The organism is Streptomyces sp. PA03-3a (assembly GCF_033792735.1).
In the GTDB taxonomy this organism is placed as follows: Bacteria; Actinomycetota; Actinomycetes; order Streptomycetales; family Streptomycetaceae; genus Actinacidiphila.
In genome coordinates, this window is sequence record NZ_JARAVM010000002.1 from 1 (window position 1) to 18,457 (window position 18,457).

The window sequence follows — 18,457 nt, forward strand, 5'->3', positions numbered from 1 at the left end:
TCCCGGGCCGGGCGGCGTCGTCGTCACCGCGGCCGGGTGCGGCCGCCGGGGCGTCCGCGTCGGGGGGCGGGGGTGCGGCCGGGGCGCGGGGCGCCGGCACGCGGGAGGCCGGGGCCGCCTGCGGGCGGAACCACCCCTCGGGCACAACGGGACGGGAGCGGACCGCGTCGAGGCGCGCCTGGAACTCAGCGCAACGCGCGACGGCCCGTTCACGGTCGTCGCGGGCCCAGGCGAGCTCGTTGCCGAGGCGCTCCGCCTCGGCGGGGGTGGCCGCGACGCGCAGCGCGGCGGCGACGTCGCGCTCGTGCAGCACCGCGTACCGGCGTTCCCTGGATAAGGCGTCCAGTCGCGTGCTCAGCGCCGCCTCGCCGCCCGGTACGGCGTCGTGAGCGGCGACGGCGGCGGCGTGCAGTCTGCGGGCGGGCTCGGCCGCAGCCTCCTGCGGGTGGGTGCCGCGCGCGGCGGCCGCGTCCTGGAGCAGGGCGAGGACGACGTCCCACGGCGGGACGTCGGACCCGTCGAGCCAGGCCCTGACGCCTTCGGGATCGCGTTCGGCGAAGACCGCGTACCAACCGGGCGTGTCGCCCGCCGCGCCGACGAGCCCCCGGAGGTACCGGGCGAACTCCTCGACCGGGCCCGTTACCTGGCTGCGCGCCCCGCGTTCCACTCTCGCTCCTCCCTGCCTGCCGCCCGGCGGCGGAAGCGTGTGGTCCGCACGGCATTCGACACCCGTTGTGTTACGGCGGCGCTACGGAGAGTTTTCGCGCAGGGGGCGGAGGGTGCACGGGCGCCCGGACCCCGCGCGGAGGCGCGGCGGCGCGCCCCCTCGCCGAGGACCCGGCACCACGGCGTCCCAGGAGCTCAGGACGGGGCTCCCTGCGGGCGGTGACGGCGGTAATGGCGGGCGACGCGGGCGCGGTTGCCGCAGGACGGCTTGCACCACTCCTGGCGGCCGTGGGACTTCACGAAGTACCGGACGCAGCGGGGCGCGGTGCAGGCCCGCAGCCGTTCACGCTCGGGGCCGGCGAGGAAGTCGACGGCGGCGCGGGCGAGTTCGGCGACGATCCGGGCGGCCGCACCGGCCCGGCCGGCCGGCTCCACGGCGGGCTCCAGGCGGGCGGCGGGAGCCTCCTGCGCCTCCCACACCAGCCGGGGTACGACGGGGACCCGCGCCGCGGCGGCGTTGAGGTGCGCGAGGGCCTCCTCGGCGGGCATCAGGCGCCGGGCGTCGGCGGAGCTGGGCGGCGCCGGCGCCACGGCGCGGGCGAAGAGGGCGCGCACGGCACGGCGGAGGGCGAGGACATCGGTGAGCGCGGCGTCGTCCGCGGTGAAGCCGCCGTGCTCGGGGACGTGTTCGCGGACCCAGGCGGTGAGCGCTGAAGGGTCGCCGAGGTCGTCGGCGACCCCTCCGTCGCCGTCGTGCCGGACCGTGCTCACCAGTTCCAGGGCCAGGTAGCGCTCCACGGCGCCCCTCCTCTTGATCGTTCGCCGGCCGCACCCTACCGTTCTAACGTCAGAAGAGGAATTTGGCATTAAGCCTGGAGGGGAGCGGCCCATGCTGCTGGCTCACATCAGCGACCTGCATCTGGACGGCACCGAACGCTCGTCGCAACGCGCCACCCGCGTCATGTCCTATCTGCGCGGGCTCCCCCGGCAGCCGGACGCACTGCTGGTCACCGGCGACATCGCCGACCACGGCGCCCCGGCCGAGTACGAGGAGGCCGCCCGGATCCTCGACGCGCCCTTCCCGGTACTCCCCTGTCCGGGCAACCACGACCGCCGCGCCGCCTACCGCAAGGCGCTGCTGGGCGAGGCCGGGGAGACGGGACCGGTGAACCGGGCGCACCTCGTCGCCGGGACCGCGGTCCTGATGTGCGACTCGACGATCCCGGGCGAGGACGACGGCCTGCTCGACGAGGAGACCCTGGAGTGGCTGTCCGCGACCCTGGGCGGGCTGGCCCCCGGCACCCCGGCGCTGCTGGCCTTCCACCATCCGCCCGTCGCGCTGCACCATCCGCTGCCCGACGGCTACCGGCTCGGCCGGCCCGCGGCCCTGGAGGAACTGCTGACCGCGCACCCGGAGGTGGTCGCCGTACTGACCGGGCACGCGCACACGCCCGCCGCCACCACCTTCGCCGGGCGGCCGCTGATCGCCGCGCCGGGAGTGACGTGGACGCTGCGCATGCCGTGGGAGGGCGAGCAGGACGGCTCGGTGGCCGACCGCTCGGCGCCGCCCGGCGTCGCCTTCCATGTGCTGGACGACGAGCGGCGCCTGACGACCCACTACCGCGTGGTGCTCTGAACCACCATCGCCGAGCCGCCGCCGCGGCGCACCGTCTCGGCGGCGGCGAGCCAACGGCCGTCCGGCAGCCGCTGCACGCCGGTCGTGGCACCGATCTCACCCGCGTCGGCGAAGCTGTGCCCGATGTTCTTCAGCTCCGCCGCCACGTCGCTCGCGAGGAAGGCGGGCTCTACCTGGGTGGCTGCCGCATTGCGCTGGCTGGCGCGCGGCGCGGCGATCGCGTCCACCAGCGGCATGCCTCGGTCGACGTGCTCGGTCAGCACCTGCAGCACGGTGGTGATGATCGTGGCGCCGCCGGGCGAGCCCAGCGCGAAGTCGACACGGCCGTCCTTCAGCACGATCGTCGGCGACATAGAGGATCGGGGCCGCTTCCCGGGGCCCGGCAGGTTGGGGTCGTGGACGGCGGGGGCGGCCGGGACGAACGAGAAGTCGGTCAGCTCGTTGTTCAGCAGGAAACCGCGTCCGGGGACGGTGATCGCGCTGCCGCCGGTCTGCTCGATCGTCAACGTGTACGCGACGACGTTGCCCCACTTGTCGGCGACGGTGAGGTGCGTGGTGCTCTCGCCCTCGTACGTCGTCGGGGCGGCCTTGCCGCCGCTGGCGCAGCGCGCCGGGTGGAACGGGTCGCCCGGGGCGACCGGGCTGGTCAGTACCGCGTCGTCCTTGATCAGGCAGGCCCGGGAGTCGGCGAACGACCGGGACAGCAGCCCCGCGGTCGGGACCTTCTCGAAGGCCGGGTCGCCGACCCAGCGACCGCGGTCGGCGAAGGAGATCCGGCTCGCCTCGAGGAAGCGGTGCAGGTACTGGGCCTCGGACAGCCGCGAGAGCCTGCCCGTGCGCTCCAGGATGTTCAGCGCCTCGCCGACCGTGGTGCCGCCGGAGGAGGAGGGGGCCATGCCGTAGACGTCCAGACCGCGGTACGAGCCGTGGGTGGGGCTCTGCGGCTTGGCCTTGTAGGCCTTGAGGTCCGCCGTCGTGAGGTCGCCCGGGCGGACGACGCGGCTCGCGGCCGGGTCCACCGGCGGCTTGCGCACGGTGTTCACGATGTCGGCGCCTATGCCGCCGCTGTAGACGGCGGAGACGCCCTTGCGGCCCAGTTCGGCGTAGGTGCGGGCGAGGTCGGGGTTCTTGAGGGTGGAGCCGACGGCGGGCGGCTGCCCGCCGGGCAGGAAGAGTGCCGCGGTCGCCGGGAAGTCCTTGAAGCGCGCCTGGTTGGCCTCCGTCTGGCTGCGGAAGGTGGCGTCCACGGCGAAGCCGTCGTGCGCGAGGCTCTCGGCGGGCCGCAGCACGTCCCGCAGGCTGCGGCTGCCCCAGGACCGCAGGGCGGTGTCCCAGGTCGCGGGGGTGCCGGGGACGCCGACGCTCAGACCACTGGTGACGGCGTCGTTGAAGGGAAGCGGTTGGCCGTTCTCGACGAAGAGCTTGTCGGTGGCGCTCTTCGGGGCCGTCTCACGGCCGTCGATGGTGTGGACCTTGCGGTGCCTGGCGTCGTAGTAGACGAAGTAACCACCACCGCCGATCCCCGCGGAGTACGGCTCGGTGACGCCCAGGGCGGCCGCGGTGGCCACCGCGGCGTCCACGGCGTTCCCCCCGCGTCGCAGCACCTCGATGCCTGCGGCGGAGGCGTCGGCGTCGACGCTGGAGACCGCGCCCCCGTAGCCGACGGCGAGCGGGACCTTGGCGGGCGTTGAGTCCCGGGCCGGGGCGTCCACCCCCGGCGGAGCCGCGGCCACCGACAACGCGGCGGTGGCGGTTACGGCGAGCAGCGACAGACTCCGTACAGCGTGACGACGCATACGTGGACCTCCACTGGGGCGACCGTCCGGGCAGCCTAACCCCACCCTGCCTTTCTCGTCAGGAACGCCTCAACTACCATCCCGGCCCATGAGCGACGACGTGCGCAACATCGTGCTGGGACTGGCCGCGAGCGGTATCAGCGCCGCGCTGGGCTGGTTCGTCCGCACGTACCTGTGGCGGCGCAAGCTGCGCCGCAAACAGCGCTTCTTCGGGCTGCCCACCGGCTCGGAGTGCCTGATGGTGATCAACCGCGATCCGGGCTCGACGCGCGGATGGAGCGTGGCGCGCCATGACGTCTTCGCGCTGATCGAGCTGTCCGCGCTGATCAAGGAGTGCGGGGCGCACGCCGAGATCCTGCCCCACGACACCGCGTGGCAGGGCTTCGGGGCGCGCACGGAGTTCTGCATCGGCGGTCCCATATCCAACCATCGCATGGCGGCGCACCTGCGCTCCATGTTGCCCGGTTTCCAGGTAAACGACTTCACCGGGCCCGTCGAGGACCAGGGCGCGCTGACCGTGGGCGGCGAGGCCTACCGCATGGAGAAGGGCAAGGTGGAGTACGTCTTCCTGGCCCGGCTGGCCGCCGACGAGAACACCGGGAACAACCGCCCGGTCTTCCTCGCCTCCGGCCAGCGCGGGGTGAACAACCAGGCCGCCGTGCGCTACCTCGCCCGCCACTACCTGCGGCTGGCCCGCAAGTACGGGGTGGACGGCACCTTCTGCCTGCTGCTGAAGGTCGTCAACTCCGACGCCTACGGACCCGATGTGGTGGAGGTCGTCGCCGACGTCACCCGTGAGGCCAGGACCCCCGCCAGCCGCCCGGTGGCCGTCGCCGCGGAGTGACGGCCCGGGGCCGGTCGGGCGGGCGGCCGCGGGGGCACGGGCCCCCGCGACCCCGTCATATACGGCCGCGTACGCAGAGCCGGTCCAGGACCGCGGCGGCCATGGCCTTCTCGCCCAGCGCGTTGGGGTGGGCGGGCGCGGCCGGAGCCGCGGGTGTGAGCGGCTCGATCCAGCGGACGCCGGGGGCCGTGCACATGTCGTGGCCGACGGTCGGCGTGTAGGTGTCGACGTAGGTCGCGTGGGCGGCCTTGGCACGTCGGCCCAGCATGGCGTTGAGCCGCTTCTCGGTGTCCCGGAGGTAGGCGAAGTCCCCGTCGGCGAAGGGCACGGCCGGCCGGCAGCCGACGCCGCTGTCGGGGAGCAGCGCGGGGTAACCGACGACCACGACACGCGCCCGGGGCGCGCGCTGGTGGATGGCGTCGAGCACGGCGTCGATCTTCGGCGCCGTCGCCTCCACGGCGGCCCGCAACTGGTCGGTGCCGCCGGCCGAGTAGTACTTCTCGCAGGGATTGCCGGTCGGGTCGGAGACCGCGGCGCCGGCGCAGGTGCGGATGATGCTGCCGAAGCCGACGTCGTTGCCGCCGATCTGCAGGGTGACCAGGGAGGTGCGGCGGCTCAGGGCGTCCAGCTGCGGCGGGTTGCTGCCCTGGGCCTTCCACATCTCGGCGGTGGTGGCCCCGCCGCAGCTCACGTCGGTGAGTACGGTGCCTCTCAGGCGCTGCGCGACCAGCGAGGGGTAGTTGCGGTTCGACCGTGCGCAGTTGGCGTCCACCTGGTCGGGGATGAGCGGTCCCGACGTGTACGAGTCCCCGAGCGCGACGTACGCGTCCCGGTGGCCCTTGCCGTGGCCGTGTCCCGGATGGTGGCCGTCGCGCGTGTGCGCGGTGGCCGGAACCGCGCTCACCGCGGTGAGCACGAGCGCGGCCGACGCCACGGCCGCCCCCAGGATCGATGCACGTCCGACACCCATCGGGCCTCCCCCTGTCGACGCTGACGGGTTCAGACTCGGCGTCCCACGTGTCCGAAGTCAATGGATGTGTCGCAAGTTCGCTCGACGGACTGACGTTCCCTCAGGTCGGGCAACCCCTGCCGGCGTGCGGCATGCGGTCGCATCGGCGCCGTGAAGACCGCGGCCTCCCTGTCCGGGAGCGCACTCCGAAAGGCCCCTTCGGAGTGGAACCGACGCTGTGCTCCGCCGCCTGCGACGTCCCGGCCGGCCACCGCACGGCGGCGCCGCGGACACCGTCGGCCCCCTCCGCACCGAGCACGTCGGCCCTCTCCGGTCTGGCCTTCTCCTCCCCGGCGACTGTGACCCGCGCGGCTCTCCGTACCGCTTCTCCGACCGTTACTCCCGTAGCGTGCGTACCTCGGTACACAGCCGTGGCCTGCGTACCTAAGGTCGTGCCACGAGCGGGAGAGAGGACAGCGGGGATGGCCGAGCCGGGGCCGGTGTACCAGTGGATCGCCGACGACCTCATGCGGCGGATCGACGAGGGACTCCTCAAGCCCGAGTCCCCCATCCCCTCCCGTTCCCGGCTCAAGGAGGCCTACCGGGCGAGCGACCAGACCGTCGACCGGGCGGTGCGCGTGCTGAAGGCGGCGGGATACGTCGAAGGGCAGTTCGGGCGCGGGGTGTTCGTGGTGGACCGTTCCGCCCGCGCGACCCTCGACCGCGGCACGGGCGCGGTGGACTCGCCCTTCGCCACCCGGGTCGTCGGAGACACCGCGGAGGTGGACTGGGAGGCCTCGACCGTCACCACGACCGCCCCGCCGGCCATCGCCGAGCGGCTGGGCATCGCCACCGGCGACCCGGTGGTGATGACCCGTTACGAGTACCTGGCGAACCGCCGGCCCGTGCAGCTCGCCACCAGTTGGGAGCCGCTGGCCATCACCGACGGCACCGACGTCGCGCACCCCGAGCGCGGCCCCTACGCCCGCCGCGGGGTGCGGGGGCGGCTGGCCGCGATCGGGGTCCGCGTCGTACGGGCCCGCGAGATCCTGGAGTCGCGCCCGGCCACTGGCTGGGAGGCACAGGCGCTCGGCTGCGCGCACGGACAGTGCGTGACGGCGGTCCAGCGGACGTATTTCGACGCCGACGACCGCGCCGTCGAGACCTCCGACACGGTGATCCGCGCCGACCGCTGGCGTGTGGCCTACAGCATCGACTTCTCGTCCTGACCGGGCCCGGTGGGGCCGCGCCCGGCCGTCGGCGGTGTGTGCGTACTGTGGCTATCGGCCTCCGGCGGCAGCGCCCGCGTGGCCCTCGCCGAGCACCCGGCCGACCAGCGCGTCGCGGTCGGCCTTGGGGATGGCGGTCCAGCGGGTACCGCGGATCGCGCCCTCGAGGGCGAGCAGGGTGTGGGTGCGGGCGTCCTCGGGAAGCCCCTCGCGGATCATCGCGAAGGCCCCTCCGGATCCGAGTCGGCGCAGCTCGTCGGCGTCCGGCACGCCGGCGCTGCGGAGGCGCTCGGCCAGGACCGCGCCGATGTTGGGCATCTGCTGCAGGGAGTCCATGACCCCATCATGCACCTCCCGACGCCCCGTCAGACGGCGATCTCGGCCCAGACACGCTTGCCGCCCGGGAGGAGTTCTGTCCCCCAGCGGTACGTGAGGGCGGAAACCACCTGGAGACCGCGGGTGCTCCCGGTCGTGTCGGGGACCCGGCCGGTCAGCACCATGCAGGGCGGAGTGCGGGAGCCGTCGCGGACCGACATGTGCACCAGCGTCAGCCGCCGCGACAGCATCACGCCCACGCGCCGGCCGCCGGCGTGCCGTACGGCGTTGGAGACGAGCTCGGCGAGCACGATGCCCGCGGTGTCCAGCAGGTACCCGAGACCCCACACGTCCAGGGTCGCCGCGAGGATGCGGCGCGCCTGGGCGGGCGCCAGGTCGTCGGCGGGCAGGAAGACCTCGCCCAGCAGCACCGTGGCGGGCGGGGCCGTGACGGGTTCGGCCGCCGGATCGTGGGTATGGAGGGTATCCGGAGGCGACGCGCCGCCCGCACCCCGGTCGGCGCCGGGGGCGACCCGCCGGAACGGGGGCCGCGCGGCCAGGTTGTCCCCCATGTGACCACCTCGCAGGTGTCGTAGGTGGCGCCGAGCATTCCCGTGAAGCCCACGTGCACGCGATACCCCCGCGCTATTCTCACCACGACATACCCGCTGGTAACACCGGTGGACCGCCGACGGGGTGGACGGGAGTCGTGGATGTCGGAACCGGTTTCCGGTGATGCCGTCGATATCCCCGCGTGGGCCTGGGAGCGCGAGGAGATACGGGAGGCCCTGCGGACCCGCGACGCCGGAGCGATCCTGCGGTTCGCACAGCAGTACGGCGGCGCGAGCCAGTCGCGCATCGCGGCCGCGACGGGGCTGCTGCAGGGCCGGGTCAACGAGATCGTGCGGGGCCGCCGTTCGGTGGTGCGGTTCGACGTGTTCGAGCGGATCGCCCAGGGCCTGCGCATGCCGGACCACGCGCGGCTGCTCATGGGGCTCGCGCCGCGCCGTCTGCGCTCTTACGGCGTCGGGGACCTGATGGACCATCCGCAGGTCGCCGCTGTCGCGCTGACCAAGCCGGAGGCGGCCGCCGAGATCCGCGAGGTGGCGGCGGGCGCGGACGCGGTGGACGTGGTGGGCGTGCGCGCCATGGGGCTGCTGGCGCTCGGCGACTCGCTGCTGCGCGGACCGCTGACCCGCCGGGGGCGGACCCCCGCCCGTATGCGGCTGTTGCTGCTGCACCCGGAGAGCCCCGCGGTCGCCCGGATCGCGGAAAAGGTCGGCGAGACACCGCGCTTCTTCGCTTCGAGCCTGCGCTTCGCGGAGGAGATGCTCGGTGCCCTCGCCGAAGAAGGAACGATTCACCTCGAGGTCTACCGCTACCGCACCACGCCGGTGTGGCGGCTGGTGCGCCTCGACGCCGCCACCTTCGTCTCCGTCATAGGACCGCCCGCGGACCCGCGGGGGTCGCTGGTCTACCGGCTCTCCCCCACCCCGCCCGGTTCGGTGCTCCACGGCTTCGACCGCTGGTTCGAGGCCATGCTCGGCGAGGCCGAACGCGTCATATAGGTCGTGCCGCGGGCCCTGGCGGCGCTCAGGCCTCGGAGGCCTCGGCGTAGACCTGGGACAGCTCCGGGGTGCCGCTCTCCGCCCACTCGTGGCCGGCCTCGACGACGTCGAGTTCACGGCCGGAGGCCAGCAGGATGACGGGCCGGCCGTTGGGCCAGATCTGCCAGCTCGCGCCGGGCACGGTGCGCACGACGACGGTGCCGAGGTAGAGCCCGGCGTCGTTGCCGAGCCAGGACAGCTCGTCCGGGTCGTCGCGCCAGCGCGGGACCAGCTGGTCCAGACGCTCCAAGGAGACGGACGTGTCGTCCAGTTCCACTCCCGCGGCCTCGGCCCTGGCACGCAGCAGCTCGCACTCCGAGAGCAGTTCGGCGACTCCTTCCGGGTCCTCGGCGAGGGACTCCGGCACGGCCGCGCCGCGGACCTCGCCGTACCGTTTGCGCCACCTGTCCAGGAAGGAGATGTCCATGGGCATCAGCCTATGGCGTAGGCCTTCCGCAGTGTCTCGTGGACGGTCCATGTCGTGCTGTCTCCTTCGCGCAGGACGCAGACGTCGCCCGGTCCGAGCTCCAGGGTCGGTCCGCCCTCCACCTCGACGGTGGCGCGGCCGCTGACGACCACGAACATCTCGTCCGCCTCGGTGTCGGTCACCACGCCCGGGGTGATCTGCCAGATCCCTCTCGTGCGGGTGCCGTCGGGCGACTGCCACAGCACCTTCCCGGTGACCTCCGGGGATCCGGAGACGATCTGCCCCGGATCCAGGGGCTCGGGTTCGAGCACGGCGGTGGCGATGTCGACGGAGAAGCTCTTCATGGCCGGAGCGTACGCGCGGACGTATGCCGACGGTAACGACACGTTGTATACGTTCCGTTGCCGCACAATACGTAACGTAAGGCGGCCCGGCGGGAGAAGGACCACGCAATGCGGGATGAACGGGAAGCCGGGGTGCGGGCGGCGGACCGCGCCTGGCGGCTGCTGGAGGAGTTGGCGGCGCGGGCCCCGGGGACGGTGTGGCTGGCACCCGGCGCGGACGACTCCGAGGTCGCGGCGTGGGGCGTGCCGCTGCCCCAGGAGGTGCGGCACCTGGTCGGCAGGGTGAGGTCGATCCGCATCGGCGGCCTGGAGGAGTACCGGCTGGCCCCCGAGCGCGGTCTGCACCCGGGCGGCTGGGCCGTGGGGCCGCCGGGCACCGCGCACCTGCTGCACGAGTCCGGCGGGGACACGCTCTTCGTCGACGTGGACGAGAACACGGGTGCCTGGGGCCGGGTGTTCGCCGCCACCGGGGTCTTCCTCGACACCTGGGCGTATGTGGCGCCGTCACTGGTCGACTGGCTCACCCTGCTCGCCAGGGCGGGGCTCGCCGCCCTGGCGAGCATGGCGCCCCAGGCAGGACGGGAGCCGGGGCCAGGGCCGGCGTCGGTGCCGGATGGGGCGGACGGGACGCTCCCGGAGCACGCCGCGGTGCTGGAGCGGCTCGCCGAGACCTCGCACGTCTTCTCCTACCGGCCCGACCTGAGGGGCACCCCCGTGGGCCGGGCCCGGCCGGAGGCCGACCCGGAGCTGGCCGCCGTGCTGACCGGGCTGCCGGACGACGCCCTGGTGGTGGACCTGCGCGACGTGGCGCACCCGGCGACCTTGCACCTGCCCTGCCCGCCGGGGCTGCGCGGCTACGTCGAGTTCCAGCGCAGGGCCGGCGGGCGCTTCGCCGTGGGTCTCCCCCGGACCGGTCAGACGTCGAGGTCCACCACGACCGGGGCGTGGTCGGAGGCGCCCTTGCCCTTGCGCTCCTCGCGGTCGACGTAGGCGTCGCCGACCGCCTTGCCGAAGGACTGGTTCGCGTAGACCAGGTCGATCCGCATGCCGCGGTTCTTGGGGAAGGCCAGCTGGCGGTAGTCCCAGTAGGTGTAGGGACGGTCGTACTTCAGGGGGCGGGGCACCACGTCGCTGAGCCCGGCCTCGCGCAGGTGCGCCAGCGCCTCCCGCTCGGCGGGGGTGACGTGGGTCATCCCATCGAAGACCGACGGGTCCCACACGTCCTCGTCGGTGGGCGCCACGTTGTAGTCGCCGAGGACGGCGAAGGGGCGCTCGCCCGCCGCGTCCTTCGCGACCGCCGCGCGCAGCGCCTCGAACCAGCGGAGCTTGTACGCGTAGTGCTCATGGCCGACCTCACGGCCGTTGGGCACGTACACCGACCAGACCCGGACCGGGCCGCAGGTCGCCGAGACCGCTCGGGGCTCGTCGACCTCGTCGTACAGCGGACCGCCGGGCAGGCCCACGACGACGTCCTCGAGGCCCACCTTGGACAGGAGGGCGACGCCGTTCCACCGGCCGGTGGCGTTGACGGCGGTCTCGTAGCCGAGGGCGCGCAGCTCGTCGAACGGGAACTGCTCCTCGGCGCACTTGGTCTCCTGGATGCACAGCACGTCCGGGCTGTTCTTCTCCAGCCAGGCCAGCAGTCGCGGCAGGCGAGCGGTGATCGAGTTGACGTTCCAGGTGGCGATGCGCATGGACCCGAATGTACCGCCCGCCTCCGACAACCGGTTCCGGGGCGTTCCCGCAGACGGTCCGCGTCAGGTCGTCAGCCTGGGACGTCAGCCCAGCTCGGCGCTGTCGCCGGGGGCCATCCTGCCGTGCTCCGCGCCGCCGACACCGGGCCCGTCGGGGCCGAGCAGCCGGTCGTACAGGGTGCGGGCAAGGTCGTTGAGCAGCCCGTCGTGCACGTCGATGGCGCGGACCGGCTTGACCTCGCGGAGGTAGTCGATGACCTCGGAGACCTTGTTCCAGGGTGCGTGCACGGGCAGCAGCAGCGTCTCGACGGGCCGGCCGGGCACGGTGAGCGCGTCGCCGGGGTGGAAAAGGGAACCGTCGGCGAGGAAGCCGACGTTGGTGATACGCGGGATGTCGGGGTGGATCACGGCGTGCATCTGGCCGTACACCTCGATGTCGAAGCCGGCCGCGCTGAAGGTGTCGCCCTCGCCGACGGTGTGGACCCGGCCCGGGAAGGCGGCCGAGACCTGGTCGGCGACGCTCTTCAGGGTCCAGATCTCGGCGGCGGGGTTGGCCTCCAGGGCGGCGCGCAGCTGCTGCTCGCTGAAGTGGTCCGGGTGCTCGTGCGTGACGAGGACCGCCTCCGCGCCCACCGCGGCGTCCGGCTCGGTGAAGCCCCCGGGATCGATGACGAGCGCGCGCCCGTCCTTCTCCAGCCGGACGCAGGCGTGGCCCCTCTTCGTCAGCTTCATGACTCTCCTCCGGAGCGGTGATCCTTTGCACGACCATCATGGCCGAGGCCCCGTGCGCCGCACACGCCGTATCCAGGTGGAGATGCCGACCGGCTGACGGGGCGACCAGGTCGCCGTGCGCGCGGGCTCACTCCCGTGGCCGAGTCTCCTCCCGGATGACGCGCCGCGCCACCGCGAAGGCGGAGGTGGCGGCGGGCACCCCGCAGTAGACGGCGGTGTGCAGCAGCACCTCCTCGATCTCGGCCGGGGTGAGGCCGCCGCGCAGCGCGGCCTTGGTGTGCGCGGCCAGTTCCGTGTGGTGGCCGCCGGCGACGAGCGCGGTCAGGGTGATGACGCTGCGGGTCCGCCGGTCGAGCCCGGGCCGGTTCCAGACCTCGCCCCAGGCGTAGCGGGTGACGAAGTCCTCGAAGTCCCCGGCGGCCTCCTCGGTCTCCTCGGCCGCCCGGTCGACGTACGCGTCGCCCAGCAGCTCGCGCCGGGTGCGGTCGCCCTCGGCGTACCGGTCCGGCCCGGCCGCGGCGCCGCCCGCGTGCCGCGGGACGGGCCGCACGGGGGCCGCCGCCGGTACCGCCGCCGGTACCGGCGCAGGGACGACGGGAGCGGGCTGCGCGGGTACGGCCACGACCGCGGGCTGCTGGGTCCAGGTGGCCTCGAAGTGGCGGGCGAGGAGCTCGCCCACGGCGGCGGGCTGCTCCACCGGCACCAGGTGCGAGGCTCCGGGGACGACCGCGAGCCGCGCGTCGGGTATCCCGGCGACCAGGGCCCGGGCGTCGGCGGGTGGCGTCACCTGGTCCTCGGCTCCGCCCAGGACCAGCGTCGGCACGGTGATCAGGCCCAGCTCGGCGCGCACGTCGTGGGTGGCCAGCGCCTCGCAGGCGGCGATGTAGCACCGAGGGTCGACGGCCCGGGCCATCTGGACTGACCAGTCCACGATGGCGGCCTGGACGTCACGGAAGGCGGGGGCGAACCAGCGCTCGGGGGCGCTCAGGGCGATCTGCTCCAGGCCGTTGGCGCGGACGACCACCCCGAGCTGCCGCCAGGCGTCGGGCGTGCCGAAGCGGGCTGCCGAGGAGACCAGGGCGAGCGAGGCGACGCGCTGCGGGGCCCGCAGCGCGAGCTGGGTGCCGATGGCGCCGCCGAAGGCGCAGCCCGCGTAGCCGAAGCGCTCGACGCCGGCCTCGTCCAAGGTGCGCAGCAGGCGGTCGGCGAGGTCCGCGGTGGAGATCGAGGGGTCGGCGGGGGCGCCGCCGTGCCCCGGGAGGTCGTAGCGCAGGACCCGCCATTGCCGGGTCAGCTCGGGTATCTGCCGGTCCCACATGTGCCACGTCGTGCCCAGTGAGGGGCCGAGGACCAGGACCGGCGCGTCCTGCGGTCCGTCGATGCGGTGCTGGAGGGTCTTGGGGCTCTGCTCGTCGGTCACTCGCGCCACGCTATCCAGGCGTTCGCGCGCGCCGACGGCCGGGCCCCGCGGCGGCGCGGAACCCTTGCGGCGCCTGGGCGCCGGTCAGCGGAAGTTTATCGTGGACACGACATAGACCACGGGGTGGTCCGTGTTGGAGAAGTCGACCGTGATGTTGTGGTCCGGCTTGTCGCCGTGCTGCTTGAGCTTGAGGCCCGCCCACCTGCCGTCCGCGCCGAAGTTCCAGCGCACGGTGCGGGCCTGCTTCCGGCTCACGGTCACCTCGCCGTCCGCGAGGGCGGAGCGGCTCTTGCCGTACTGGGCGAGGAAGGTGTCCAGGCCGCCCTGGTTGGTGCGAAACTGCACGTAGAAGGAGCTGGACGCCCAGTTGTTGGTCTCCAGGTATGCCACCGGCGCCGAACCGGAGGGGATCGTCACCTCGTAGATCCGCCGCTGCACCTTGGTGGGCCACAGATGGGTGAGCGTGGTGGCGGCGGCCTGCTGCTGCTTCTCCTCGCCGCTGTCCCGGCTCTGCTCCGCGGAGATGATCACATAGCCGATCGGGACCAGGATCAGCAGCGGGACGACCGTCCACTGCACCCAGCGCGGTGGCTTCCTCGGGGGCATGGCACTCACTTGCCGACAACCTTCGCGTAGCGCTCGTACCGCTCGACCCGCCGCCGGTTGGCCCGCCGGAAGCGGCGCGCGACCAGCCGCGCCAGATCCGCGGCGCCGACCATCCCGGCCTCGGGGCCGAGCTGCGCCTTGACGATACGCGCCTCCGGCCGGTAGCCGCGCCCGGTCAGATGGCGCCGGAACGCGTCGCGGGCCGGGGCGATCAGCAGATCGTCGGCCGCACTGACGCCGCCTCCGATGACGAAGCAGGAAGGATCCAGTGCCGCGGCGAGATTGGCGATGCCGACGCCCAGCCACTGGCCGATGTCCTGGAAGAGCTCGACGCACATCGCATCACCCTCACGGGCGAGCTCCGTGATGAGCGGACCGGTGATCTCCCGCACCTGGCCGCCGACCCGGTCGATGATCCCGTACGCCACCGGGGAATCGGCCGCCGCCAGCTCCCGGGCCTCGCGCACCAGGGCGTTGCCCGAGCTGTACTGCTCCCAGCAGCCGCGGTTACCGCAGGCGCAGCGGTGCCCGCCGGGCACCACCTGCATATGGCCGAACTCGCCCGCCACGCCGTAGCGGCCCCGCTTGACCTGGCCGTCCTCCAGGATGGCGCCGCCGATGCCGGTGCCGAGCGTGATCATGACGAGGTCGTTCTCGCCGCGGCCCGCGCCGAAGCGCCATTCCGCCCAGGCGGCGGTGTTGGCGTCGTTGTCCACCATGACGGGAACCCGCAGGCGTTCGGTGAGGCGGGCCTTCAGCGGCTCGTCCCGCCAGGACAAGTGGGGCGCGAAGAGCACCCGCGAGCGGTCGGCGTCGACCCAGCCGGCCGCGCCGATGCCGACGGCGTGCACATCGTGCCGCTCGGACAGGTCGAGGACGAGCTCGGTGATGGTGTCCTCCACCACCTTCGGGCTCTTGCTCTTGTCCGGGGTCTCGGTGCGCAGCTTCTCCAGGATGTTGCCGTCCGCGTCGACCACGCCGGCCATCACCTTGGTGCCGCCGATGTCGATGCCGACGGTGGGGACGCGGGGCGCGGTGAGGTGCGAGCGGCGCTCACGGCGGCCCACCGTGCTCAGCAGTGTGGAGCTGCTGGAGGTGCGGGCGGCACCCCGGTACATGCTCATCGGTTCACCCCCGTGGTTCCGATCCCGGACTCGGTCCCGAACTGCAGCTCGGTCGTCGCTCGCAAGGCTCGTCTCTCCGGGGTCGGGGGCGTCTCTCCGAGTGATTCTAAGTGCCGGTGGTATCGGGGGCGTGGCCCCCGGCCCAGGGCGACGGCGGGCGGGTGCGCGGGGCGGGCGGCCGGGGCCGCCCGCCCCGCTGTCACGGCGCCGGGCGGCGCAGCTCGTGGGCGAGGGCCTCCAGGTCCGTGCCGCCGGCCATCTCCCGGGTGAGCTCGTCCACCGTGATCCCGTCCCTGGTGTAGGTGCCGGTCATCGCGCCGCGGCGCAGCAGGACGAAGCGGTCGCCGACGAGGTGGGCGTGATGGGGGTTGTGCGTGATGAGGACCACGCCGAGCCCGGCGTCCCGCGCCGCGGCGACGTACTTCAGGACGACGCCGGACTGCCGGACACCGAGCGCCGCCGTGGGCTCGTCGAGGATGAGCACCTTGGCCCCGAAGTGCACCGCCCGGGCGATGGCGACGCACTGGCGCTGCCCGCCCGACAGCGTGCCGATGGACTGGTCCACGTCGTGCAGGTCGATGCCCATGTCACGCAGGGCCGTGCGGGTCGTCTCCCGCATCTTGGCAACGTCCAGGCGCTTGAAGGGGCCGCGGCCCTTCCTCGGCTCGGAGCCGAGGAAGAAGTTCCGCCACACCGGCATCAGCGGGACGACCGCCAGGTCCTGGTACACGGTGGCGATGCCGTGGTCGAGCGCCTCACGCGGGGACGCGTGGCGCACGGGCACGCCCTCGATCTCGTAGCTGCCCCGGTCGTGCTGGTGCAGCCCCGCGATGATCTTGATCAGGGTGGACTTCCCGGCGCCGTTGTCGCCGAGGACGCAGGTGATCTCCCCCGCGTGGACCTCCAGGGAGACGTCCTCCAGGGCGCGCACGTGCCCGTACGCCTTGCTGACGCCGGTCAGCTTCACCAGGGCCGTCACTTCGCCGCCTCCGCCCGCTTGCGGACCCAGGCGTTGAGCAGCGTCGCCAGCAGCAGCATGGCGCCCAGGAAGAACTTGAACCAGTCCGGGTTCCACTCGGCGTAGACGATGCCCTTGCTGGTCATGCCGAAGATGAACGCACCGACCGCCGAGCCGATGGCGGAGCCGTAGCCGCCGGTCATCAGACAGCCGCCGATCACGGCGGCGATGATGTACAGGAACTCGTTGCCGATGCCCTCTCCCGACTGCACCACGTCGAAGGAGAACAGCAGGTGCTGCCCGGAGATCCACGCGCAGAAGGCGACGGCCATGTAGAGGCCCGTCTTCGTACGGGTGACGGGGACACCGACCGCGCGGGCCGCGTCGGGGCCGCCGCCGGACGCGAAGATCCAGTTGCCGGCGCGGGTGCGCAGCAGCACCCAGGTCGCGACGGCGACCAGGGCGATCCACCACAGGATGGTCACCTGGAGGTCGACGTCGCCGATGGTCAGGTGCGAGGCGAACAGCGCACGCGCCGAGGGGAAGCCCTCCATGTCGGCGATGGACTTGGTGCTGACCGTGCCGTCGATGAGCTTGGTGAAGCCCAGGTTGAGGCCGGTGAGCATCAGGAAGGTGCCCAGCGTGATGATGAAGCTCGGCAGCTTGGTGCGGGACAGCATGATGCCGTTGAAGAAGCCGATGGCAAGGGTGACGAGCAGCGAGACGCCCACCCCGACCCAGACGTTCGCCGTCATCTGGTAGCTGAACATCGACGACACCAGGGCGGAGGACGTCACCAGGACGCCCGCCGACAGGTCGAACTCGCCACCGATCATCAGCAGCGCCACCGGCACCGCCATGATCCCGATGGTGGACGCCGCGTACAGGACGGTCCCCAGGCTCGCCGGCCGCAGGAAGGAGTCGGCGGCCACCGAGAAGAAGACGAAGACGGCCACGGCGCCGACGACCGCGCCCAGCTCGGGGCGGCCGAACAGGCGGTGCCCGAGTCGCCTCGGAGGCGCGAGACTGTCCGCGCTCATCGGGTGCCCCGCTTCGCGTAGTCCTTCAGCGCGGCCGCGTCGTCCTTGGTGACGATCTGCGGGCCGGTGAGCACGGGCCTGCCGCCGCCGAGGACGTCGGCGTTGTAGCGGTAGAGCCACAGTAGGTCGACGGCCTCGTATCCCTGCAGGTACGGCTGCTGGTCCACGGCGAAGCCGATGGTGCCGGCCTCCAGCGCGCCCGCGACCTGGCCGTTGAGGTCGAAGGTGTCGACCTCGGCCTGGCTGCCCGCCTGCTCCTTCGCCTTGGCGGCGGTGGCGGCGTAGGGCGCGCCGAGGGTCACGACGGCGTCGATGGAGCGGTCGGCCGCCAGCTTGGCCTGGAGGGCGGACTGGACGTCGGGCATGTTGGTGCCGTTGACGTAGAGGTTCTCCGTCGTGCCCTCGAAGGTGTTCTTCACACCCGCGCAGCGCTGCTCGTGGCCGACGTTGCCTTGCTCGTGCAGCACGCACAGGACGTGCTTCCTGCCGCGCTCCGTGAGCTCGTCGCCGACGGCCTCGCCGGCGATGGTCTCGTCCTGGCCGATGTGGGCCAGGGCCCCGAAATCCTTGGACTGGGCGGACCCGGAGTTGATGGTGATGACCGGGATGCCCGCCTTCTCCGCCTTCAGGACCACGTCCTTCATGGCCTCGGGCTTGGCGAGCGTGACGACCAGGCCGTCGACCTTCTGGTCGATGGCCGTCTGCACCAGCTGCGCCTGGTCCTTGCCCTGGTCGCTGTTGGAGTACAGGAACTTGATGTTGTCCTTGGCGGCGGCCTGCCGGGCGCCCTTCTGGACGATGTCCCAGAAGCTGTCGCCGGCACCGGCGTGGGTGACCATGGCGACCGTCCACCTCGGTGTGTCGACGGCCGAACCGTTGGCCTGGGCCTCCTTGGCCCGCTGCTCCGCGCGCAGGCCCCCGGTGCTGCTGCAGCCCGCCAGCGCCACACCGATGACCACTGTCAGTAGCGCACCGAGCGCACGCTTTCCCCTGTTCGCGCTCTCCACGTCGTGCCTTTCCCTGCTGGTCTTGGAACCGACCAAGTATCCGTCACAGGGGGCGATGCTTGC

The 18,457-nt window shown here is 72.9% G+C and carries 20 protein-coding genes and 1 pseudogene; 5 read left to right on the forward strand and 16 right to left on the reverse strand.

All coding sequences use genetic code 11. The features are described from left to right. Together PV342_RS02165 and PV342_RS02170 are read right to left on the reverse strand one after the other, a co-directional pair. Window positions 1–667, reverse strand: a pseudogene (locus PV342_RS02165) (hypothetical protein); the annotation flags it as partial. 194 nt (window positions 668–861) lie between these two features. Continuing rightward, complete coding sequence (locus tag PV342_RS02170; protein WP_386986483.1) at window positions 862–1,464, reverse strand: CGNR zinc finger domain-containing protein; 603 nt, start codon at window positions 1,462–1,464, stop codon at window positions 862–864. Between the two features lie 91 nt (window positions 1,465–1,555). On the opposite strand from PV342_RS02170, the gene PV342_RS02175 reads away from it, so the two are divergent. After that, window positions 1,556–2,302: a metallophosphoesterase gene (locus PV342_RS02175; RefSeq protein ID WP_500315689.1), complete on the forward strand. Its 747-nt coding sequence runs from the start codon at window positions 1,556–1,558 to the stop codon at window positions 2,300–2,302. Here the strand turns inward: PV342_RS02175 and ggt are convergent. Continuing rightward, a complete protein-coding gene (ggt, locus tag PV342_RS02180; protein WP_500315690.1) occupies window positions 2,284–4,098 on the reverse strand; it encodes a gamma-glutamyltransferase in 1,815 nt (604 codons plus the stop codon). The genes PV342_RS02175 and ggt overlap by 19 nt on opposite strands. Window positions 4,099–4,186: 88 nt before the next feature. Here ggt and PV342_RS02185 point away from each other — a divergent pair, with 88 nt between their 5' ends. Further along, the gene (locus tag PV342_RS02185; RefSeq protein WP_361006514.1) at window positions 4,187–4,942 is read left to right on the forward strand and encodes a hypothetical protein; all 756 of its coding nucleotides are present in this window, start codon (window positions 4,187–4,189) and stop codon (window positions 4,940–4,942) included. A gap of 55 nt (window positions 4,943–4,997) precedes the next feature. Here PV342_RS02185 and PV342_RS02190 read toward each other — a convergent pair whose 3' ends face one another. Continuing rightward, entirely contained in the window at window positions 4,998–5,912 is a 915-nt protein-coding gene (locus PV342_RS02190; protein ID WP_500315691.1) for an SGNH/GDSL hydrolase family protein, read from the reverse strand. Window positions 5,913–6,373: 461 nt separating this feature from the next. Between PV342_RS02190 and PV342_RS02195 the strand changes: the two genes are divergently transcribed. After that, window positions 6,374–7,120, forward strand: a complete 747-nt coding sequence (locus tag PV342_RS02195; protein WP_400796165.1) for a GntR family transcriptional regulator — start codon at window positions 6,374–6,376, stop codon at window positions 7,118–7,120. 51 nt (window positions 7,121–7,171) lie between these two features. On the opposite strand, the gene PV342_RS02200 is transcribed toward PV342_RS02195, so the two are convergent. Together PV342_RS02200 and PV342_RS02205 are read right to left on the reverse strand one after the other, a co-directional pair. Continuing rightward, window positions 7,172–7,456, reverse strand: a complete 285-nt coding sequence (locus PV342_RS02200) for a TfoX/Sxy family DNA transformation protein (protein ID WP_018563010.1) — start codon at window positions 7,454–7,456, stop codon at window positions 7,172–7,174. Between the two features lie 29 nt (window positions 7,457–7,485). Further along, window positions 7,486–8,007 (reverse strand): ATP-binding protein, encoded by a 522-nt coding sequence (locus PV342_RS02205; protein WP_500315692.1) that lies wholly within the window; start codon window positions 8,005–8,007, stop codon window positions 7,486–7,488. A gap of 141 nt (window positions 8,008–8,148) precedes the next feature. On the opposite strand from PV342_RS02205, the gene PV342_RS02210 reads away from it, so the two are divergent. After that, window positions 8,149–9,003, forward strand: a complete 855-nt coding sequence (locus PV342_RS02210) for an XRE family transcriptional regulator (RefSeq protein ID WP_386986503.1) — start codon at window positions 8,149–8,151, stop codon at window positions 9,001–9,003. 25 nt (window positions 9,004–9,028) lie between these two features. On the opposite strand, the gene PV342_RS02215 is transcribed toward PV342_RS02210, so the two are convergent. Beyond that, window positions 9,029–9,469, reverse strand: a complete 441-nt coding sequence (locus PV342_RS02215; RefSeq protein ID WP_500315693.1) for a DUF6278 family protein — start codon at window positions 9,467–9,469, stop codon at window positions 9,029–9,031. 5 nt (window positions 9,470–9,474) lie between these two features. Beyond that, window positions 9,475–9,813, reverse strand: a complete 339-nt coding sequence (locus tag PV342_RS02220; protein ID WP_326571768.1) for a cupin domain-containing protein — start codon at window positions 9,811–9,813, stop codon at window positions 9,475–9,477. A 108-nt stretch (window positions 9,814–9,921) separates the two neighbouring features. Here PV342_RS02220 and PV342_RS02225 point away from each other — a divergent pair, with 108 nt between their 5' ends. After that, window positions 9,922–10,803 carry a hypothetical protein gene (locus tag PV342_RS02225; protein WP_500315694.1) on the forward strand — a complete coding sequence of 294 codons (882 nt, stop codon included), beginning with the start codon at window positions 9,922–9,924 and terminating at the stop codon, window positions 10,801–10,803. Here PV342_RS02225 and PV342_RS02230 read toward each other — a convergent pair. The 8 genes from PV342_RS02230 to PV342_RS02265 form a co-directional block, all read right to left on the reverse strand. After that, window positions 10,728–11,507: an exodeoxyribonuclease III gene (locus tag PV342_RS02230; RefSeq protein ID WP_500315695.1), complete on the reverse strand. Its 780-nt coding sequence runs from the start codon at window positions 11,505–11,507 to the stop codon at window positions 10,728–10,730. The genes PV342_RS02225 and PV342_RS02230 overlap by 76 nt on opposite strands. Window positions 11,508–11,591: 84 nt before the next feature. Further along, the gene (locus tag PV342_RS02235) at window positions 11,592–12,239 is read right to left on the reverse strand and encodes an MBL fold metallo-hydrolase (protein ID WP_018563017.1); all 648 of its coding nucleotides are present in this window, start codon (window positions 12,237–12,239) and stop codon (window positions 11,592–11,594) included. A 127-nt stretch (window positions 12,240–12,366) separates the two neighbouring features. Then, entirely contained in the window at window positions 12,367–13,659 is a 1,293-nt protein-coding gene (gene pcaDC, locus PV342_RS02240) for a bifunctional 3-oxoadipate enol-lactonase/4-carboxymuconolactone decarboxylase PcaDC (protein ID WP_500315696.1), read from the reverse strand. Window positions 13,660–13,743: 84 nt separating this feature from the next. Continuing rightward, window positions 13,744–14,265: a hypothetical protein gene (locus PV342_RS02245; RefSeq protein ID WP_361006550.1), complete on the reverse strand. Its 522-nt coding sequence runs from the start codon at window positions 14,263–14,265 to the stop codon at window positions 13,744–13,746. Window positions 14,266–14,270: 5 nt separating this feature from the next. Next, window positions 14,271–15,389 (reverse strand): ROK family glucokinase, encoded by a 1,119-nt coding sequence (locus PV342_RS02250; protein ID WP_386986525.1) that lies wholly within the window; start codon window positions 15,387–15,389, stop codon window positions 14,271–14,273. 199 nt (window positions 15,390–15,588) lie between these two features. Continuing rightward, window positions 15,589–16,368, reverse strand: coding sequence for an ATP-binding cassette domain-containing protein (locus PV342_RS02255; RefSeq protein ID WP_400796146.1), 780 nt, complete (start codon window positions 16,366–16,368; stop codon window positions 15,589–15,591). Continuing rightward, on the reverse strand, window positions 16,365–17,387 hold the full coding sequence (locus PV342_RS02260) for an ABC transporter permease (protein WP_018563022.1): 1,023 nt from the start codon (window positions 17,385–17,387) through the stop codon (window positions 16,365–16,367). Before PV342_RS02260 ends, PV342_RS02255 begins: the two co-directional genes overlap by 4 nt. Then, window positions 17,384–18,394 carry a sugar ABC transporter substrate-binding protein gene (locus tag PV342_RS02265; RefSeq protein WP_392607254.1) on the reverse strand — a complete coding sequence of 337 codons (1,011 nt, stop codon included), beginning with the start codon at window positions 18,392–18,394 and terminating at the stop codon, window positions 17,384–17,386. The genes PV342_RS02260 and PV342_RS02265 overlap by 4 nt, the downstream gene beginning before the upstream one ends. Window positions 18,395–18,457 lie beyond the last annotated feature (63 nt).

Bases quoted from the DNA above. Each gene is read 5' to 3' on its own strand.
- PV342_RS02235 (WP_018563017.1), bottom strand. From the start codon at position 12,239: ATGAAGCTGACGAAGAGGGGCCACGCCTGCGTCCGGCTGGAGAAGGAC.
- PV342_RS02190 (WP_500315691.1), bottom strand. From the start codon at position 5,912: ATGGGTGTCGGACGTGCATCGATCCTGGGGGCGGCCGTGGCGTCGGCC.
- PV342_RS02195 (WP_400796165.1), top strand. From the start codon at position 6,374: ATGGCCGAGCCGGGGCCGGTGTACCAGTGGATCGCCGACGACCTCATG.
- PV342_RS02175 (WP_500315689.1), top strand. From the start codon at position 1,556: ATGCTGCTGGCTCACATCAGCGACCTGCATCTGGACGGCACCGAACGC.
- PV342_RS02250 (WP_386986525.1), bottom strand. From the start codon at position 15,389: ATGAGCATGTACCGGGGTGCCGCCCGCACCTCCAGCAGCTCCACACTG.
- PV342_RS02245 (WP_361006550.1), bottom strand. From the start codon at position 14,265: ATGCCCCCGAGGAAGCCACCGCGCTGGGTGCAGTGGACGGTCGTCCCG.
- PV342_RS02205 (WP_500315692.1), bottom strand. From the start codon at position 8,007: ATGGGGGACAACCTGGCCGCGCGGCCCCCGTTCCGGCGGGTCGCCCCC.
- PV342_RS02225 (WP_500315694.1), top strand. From the start codon at position 9,922: ATGCGGGATGAACGGGAAGCCGGGGTGCGGGCGGCGGACCGCGCCTGG.
- ggt (WP_500315690.1), bottom strand. From the start codon at position 4,098: ATGCGTCGTCACGCTGTACGGAGTCTGTCGCTGCTCGCCGTAACCGCC.
- PV342_RS02200 (WP_018563010.1), bottom strand. From the start codon at position 7,456: ATGGACTCCCTGCAGCAGATGCCCAACATCGGCGCGGTCCTGGCCGAG.
- PV342_RS02215 (WP_500315693.1), bottom strand. From the start codon at position 9,469: ATGGACATCTCCTTCCTGGACAGGTGGCGCAAACGGTACGGCGAGGTC.
- PV342_RS02230 (WP_500315695.1), bottom strand. From the start codon at position 11,507: ATGCGCATCGCCACCTGGAACGTCAACTCGATCACCGCTCGCCTGCCG.
- PV342_RS02210 (WP_386986503.1), top strand. From the start codon at position 8,149: ATGTCGGAACCGGTTTCCGGTGATGCCGTCGATATCCCCGCGTGGGCC.
- PV342_RS02185 (WP_361006514.1), top strand. From the start codon at position 4,187: ATGAGCGACGACGTGCGCAACATCGTGCTGGGACTGGCCGCGAGCGGT.
- PV342_RS02260 (WP_018563022.1), bottom strand. From the start codon at position 17,387: ATGAGCGCGGACAGTCTCGCGCCTCCGAGGCGACTCGGGCACCGCCTG.
- PV342_RS02220 (WP_326571768.1), bottom strand. From the start codon at position 9,813: ATGAAGAGCTTCTCCGTCGACATCGCCACCGCCGTGCTCGAACCCGAG.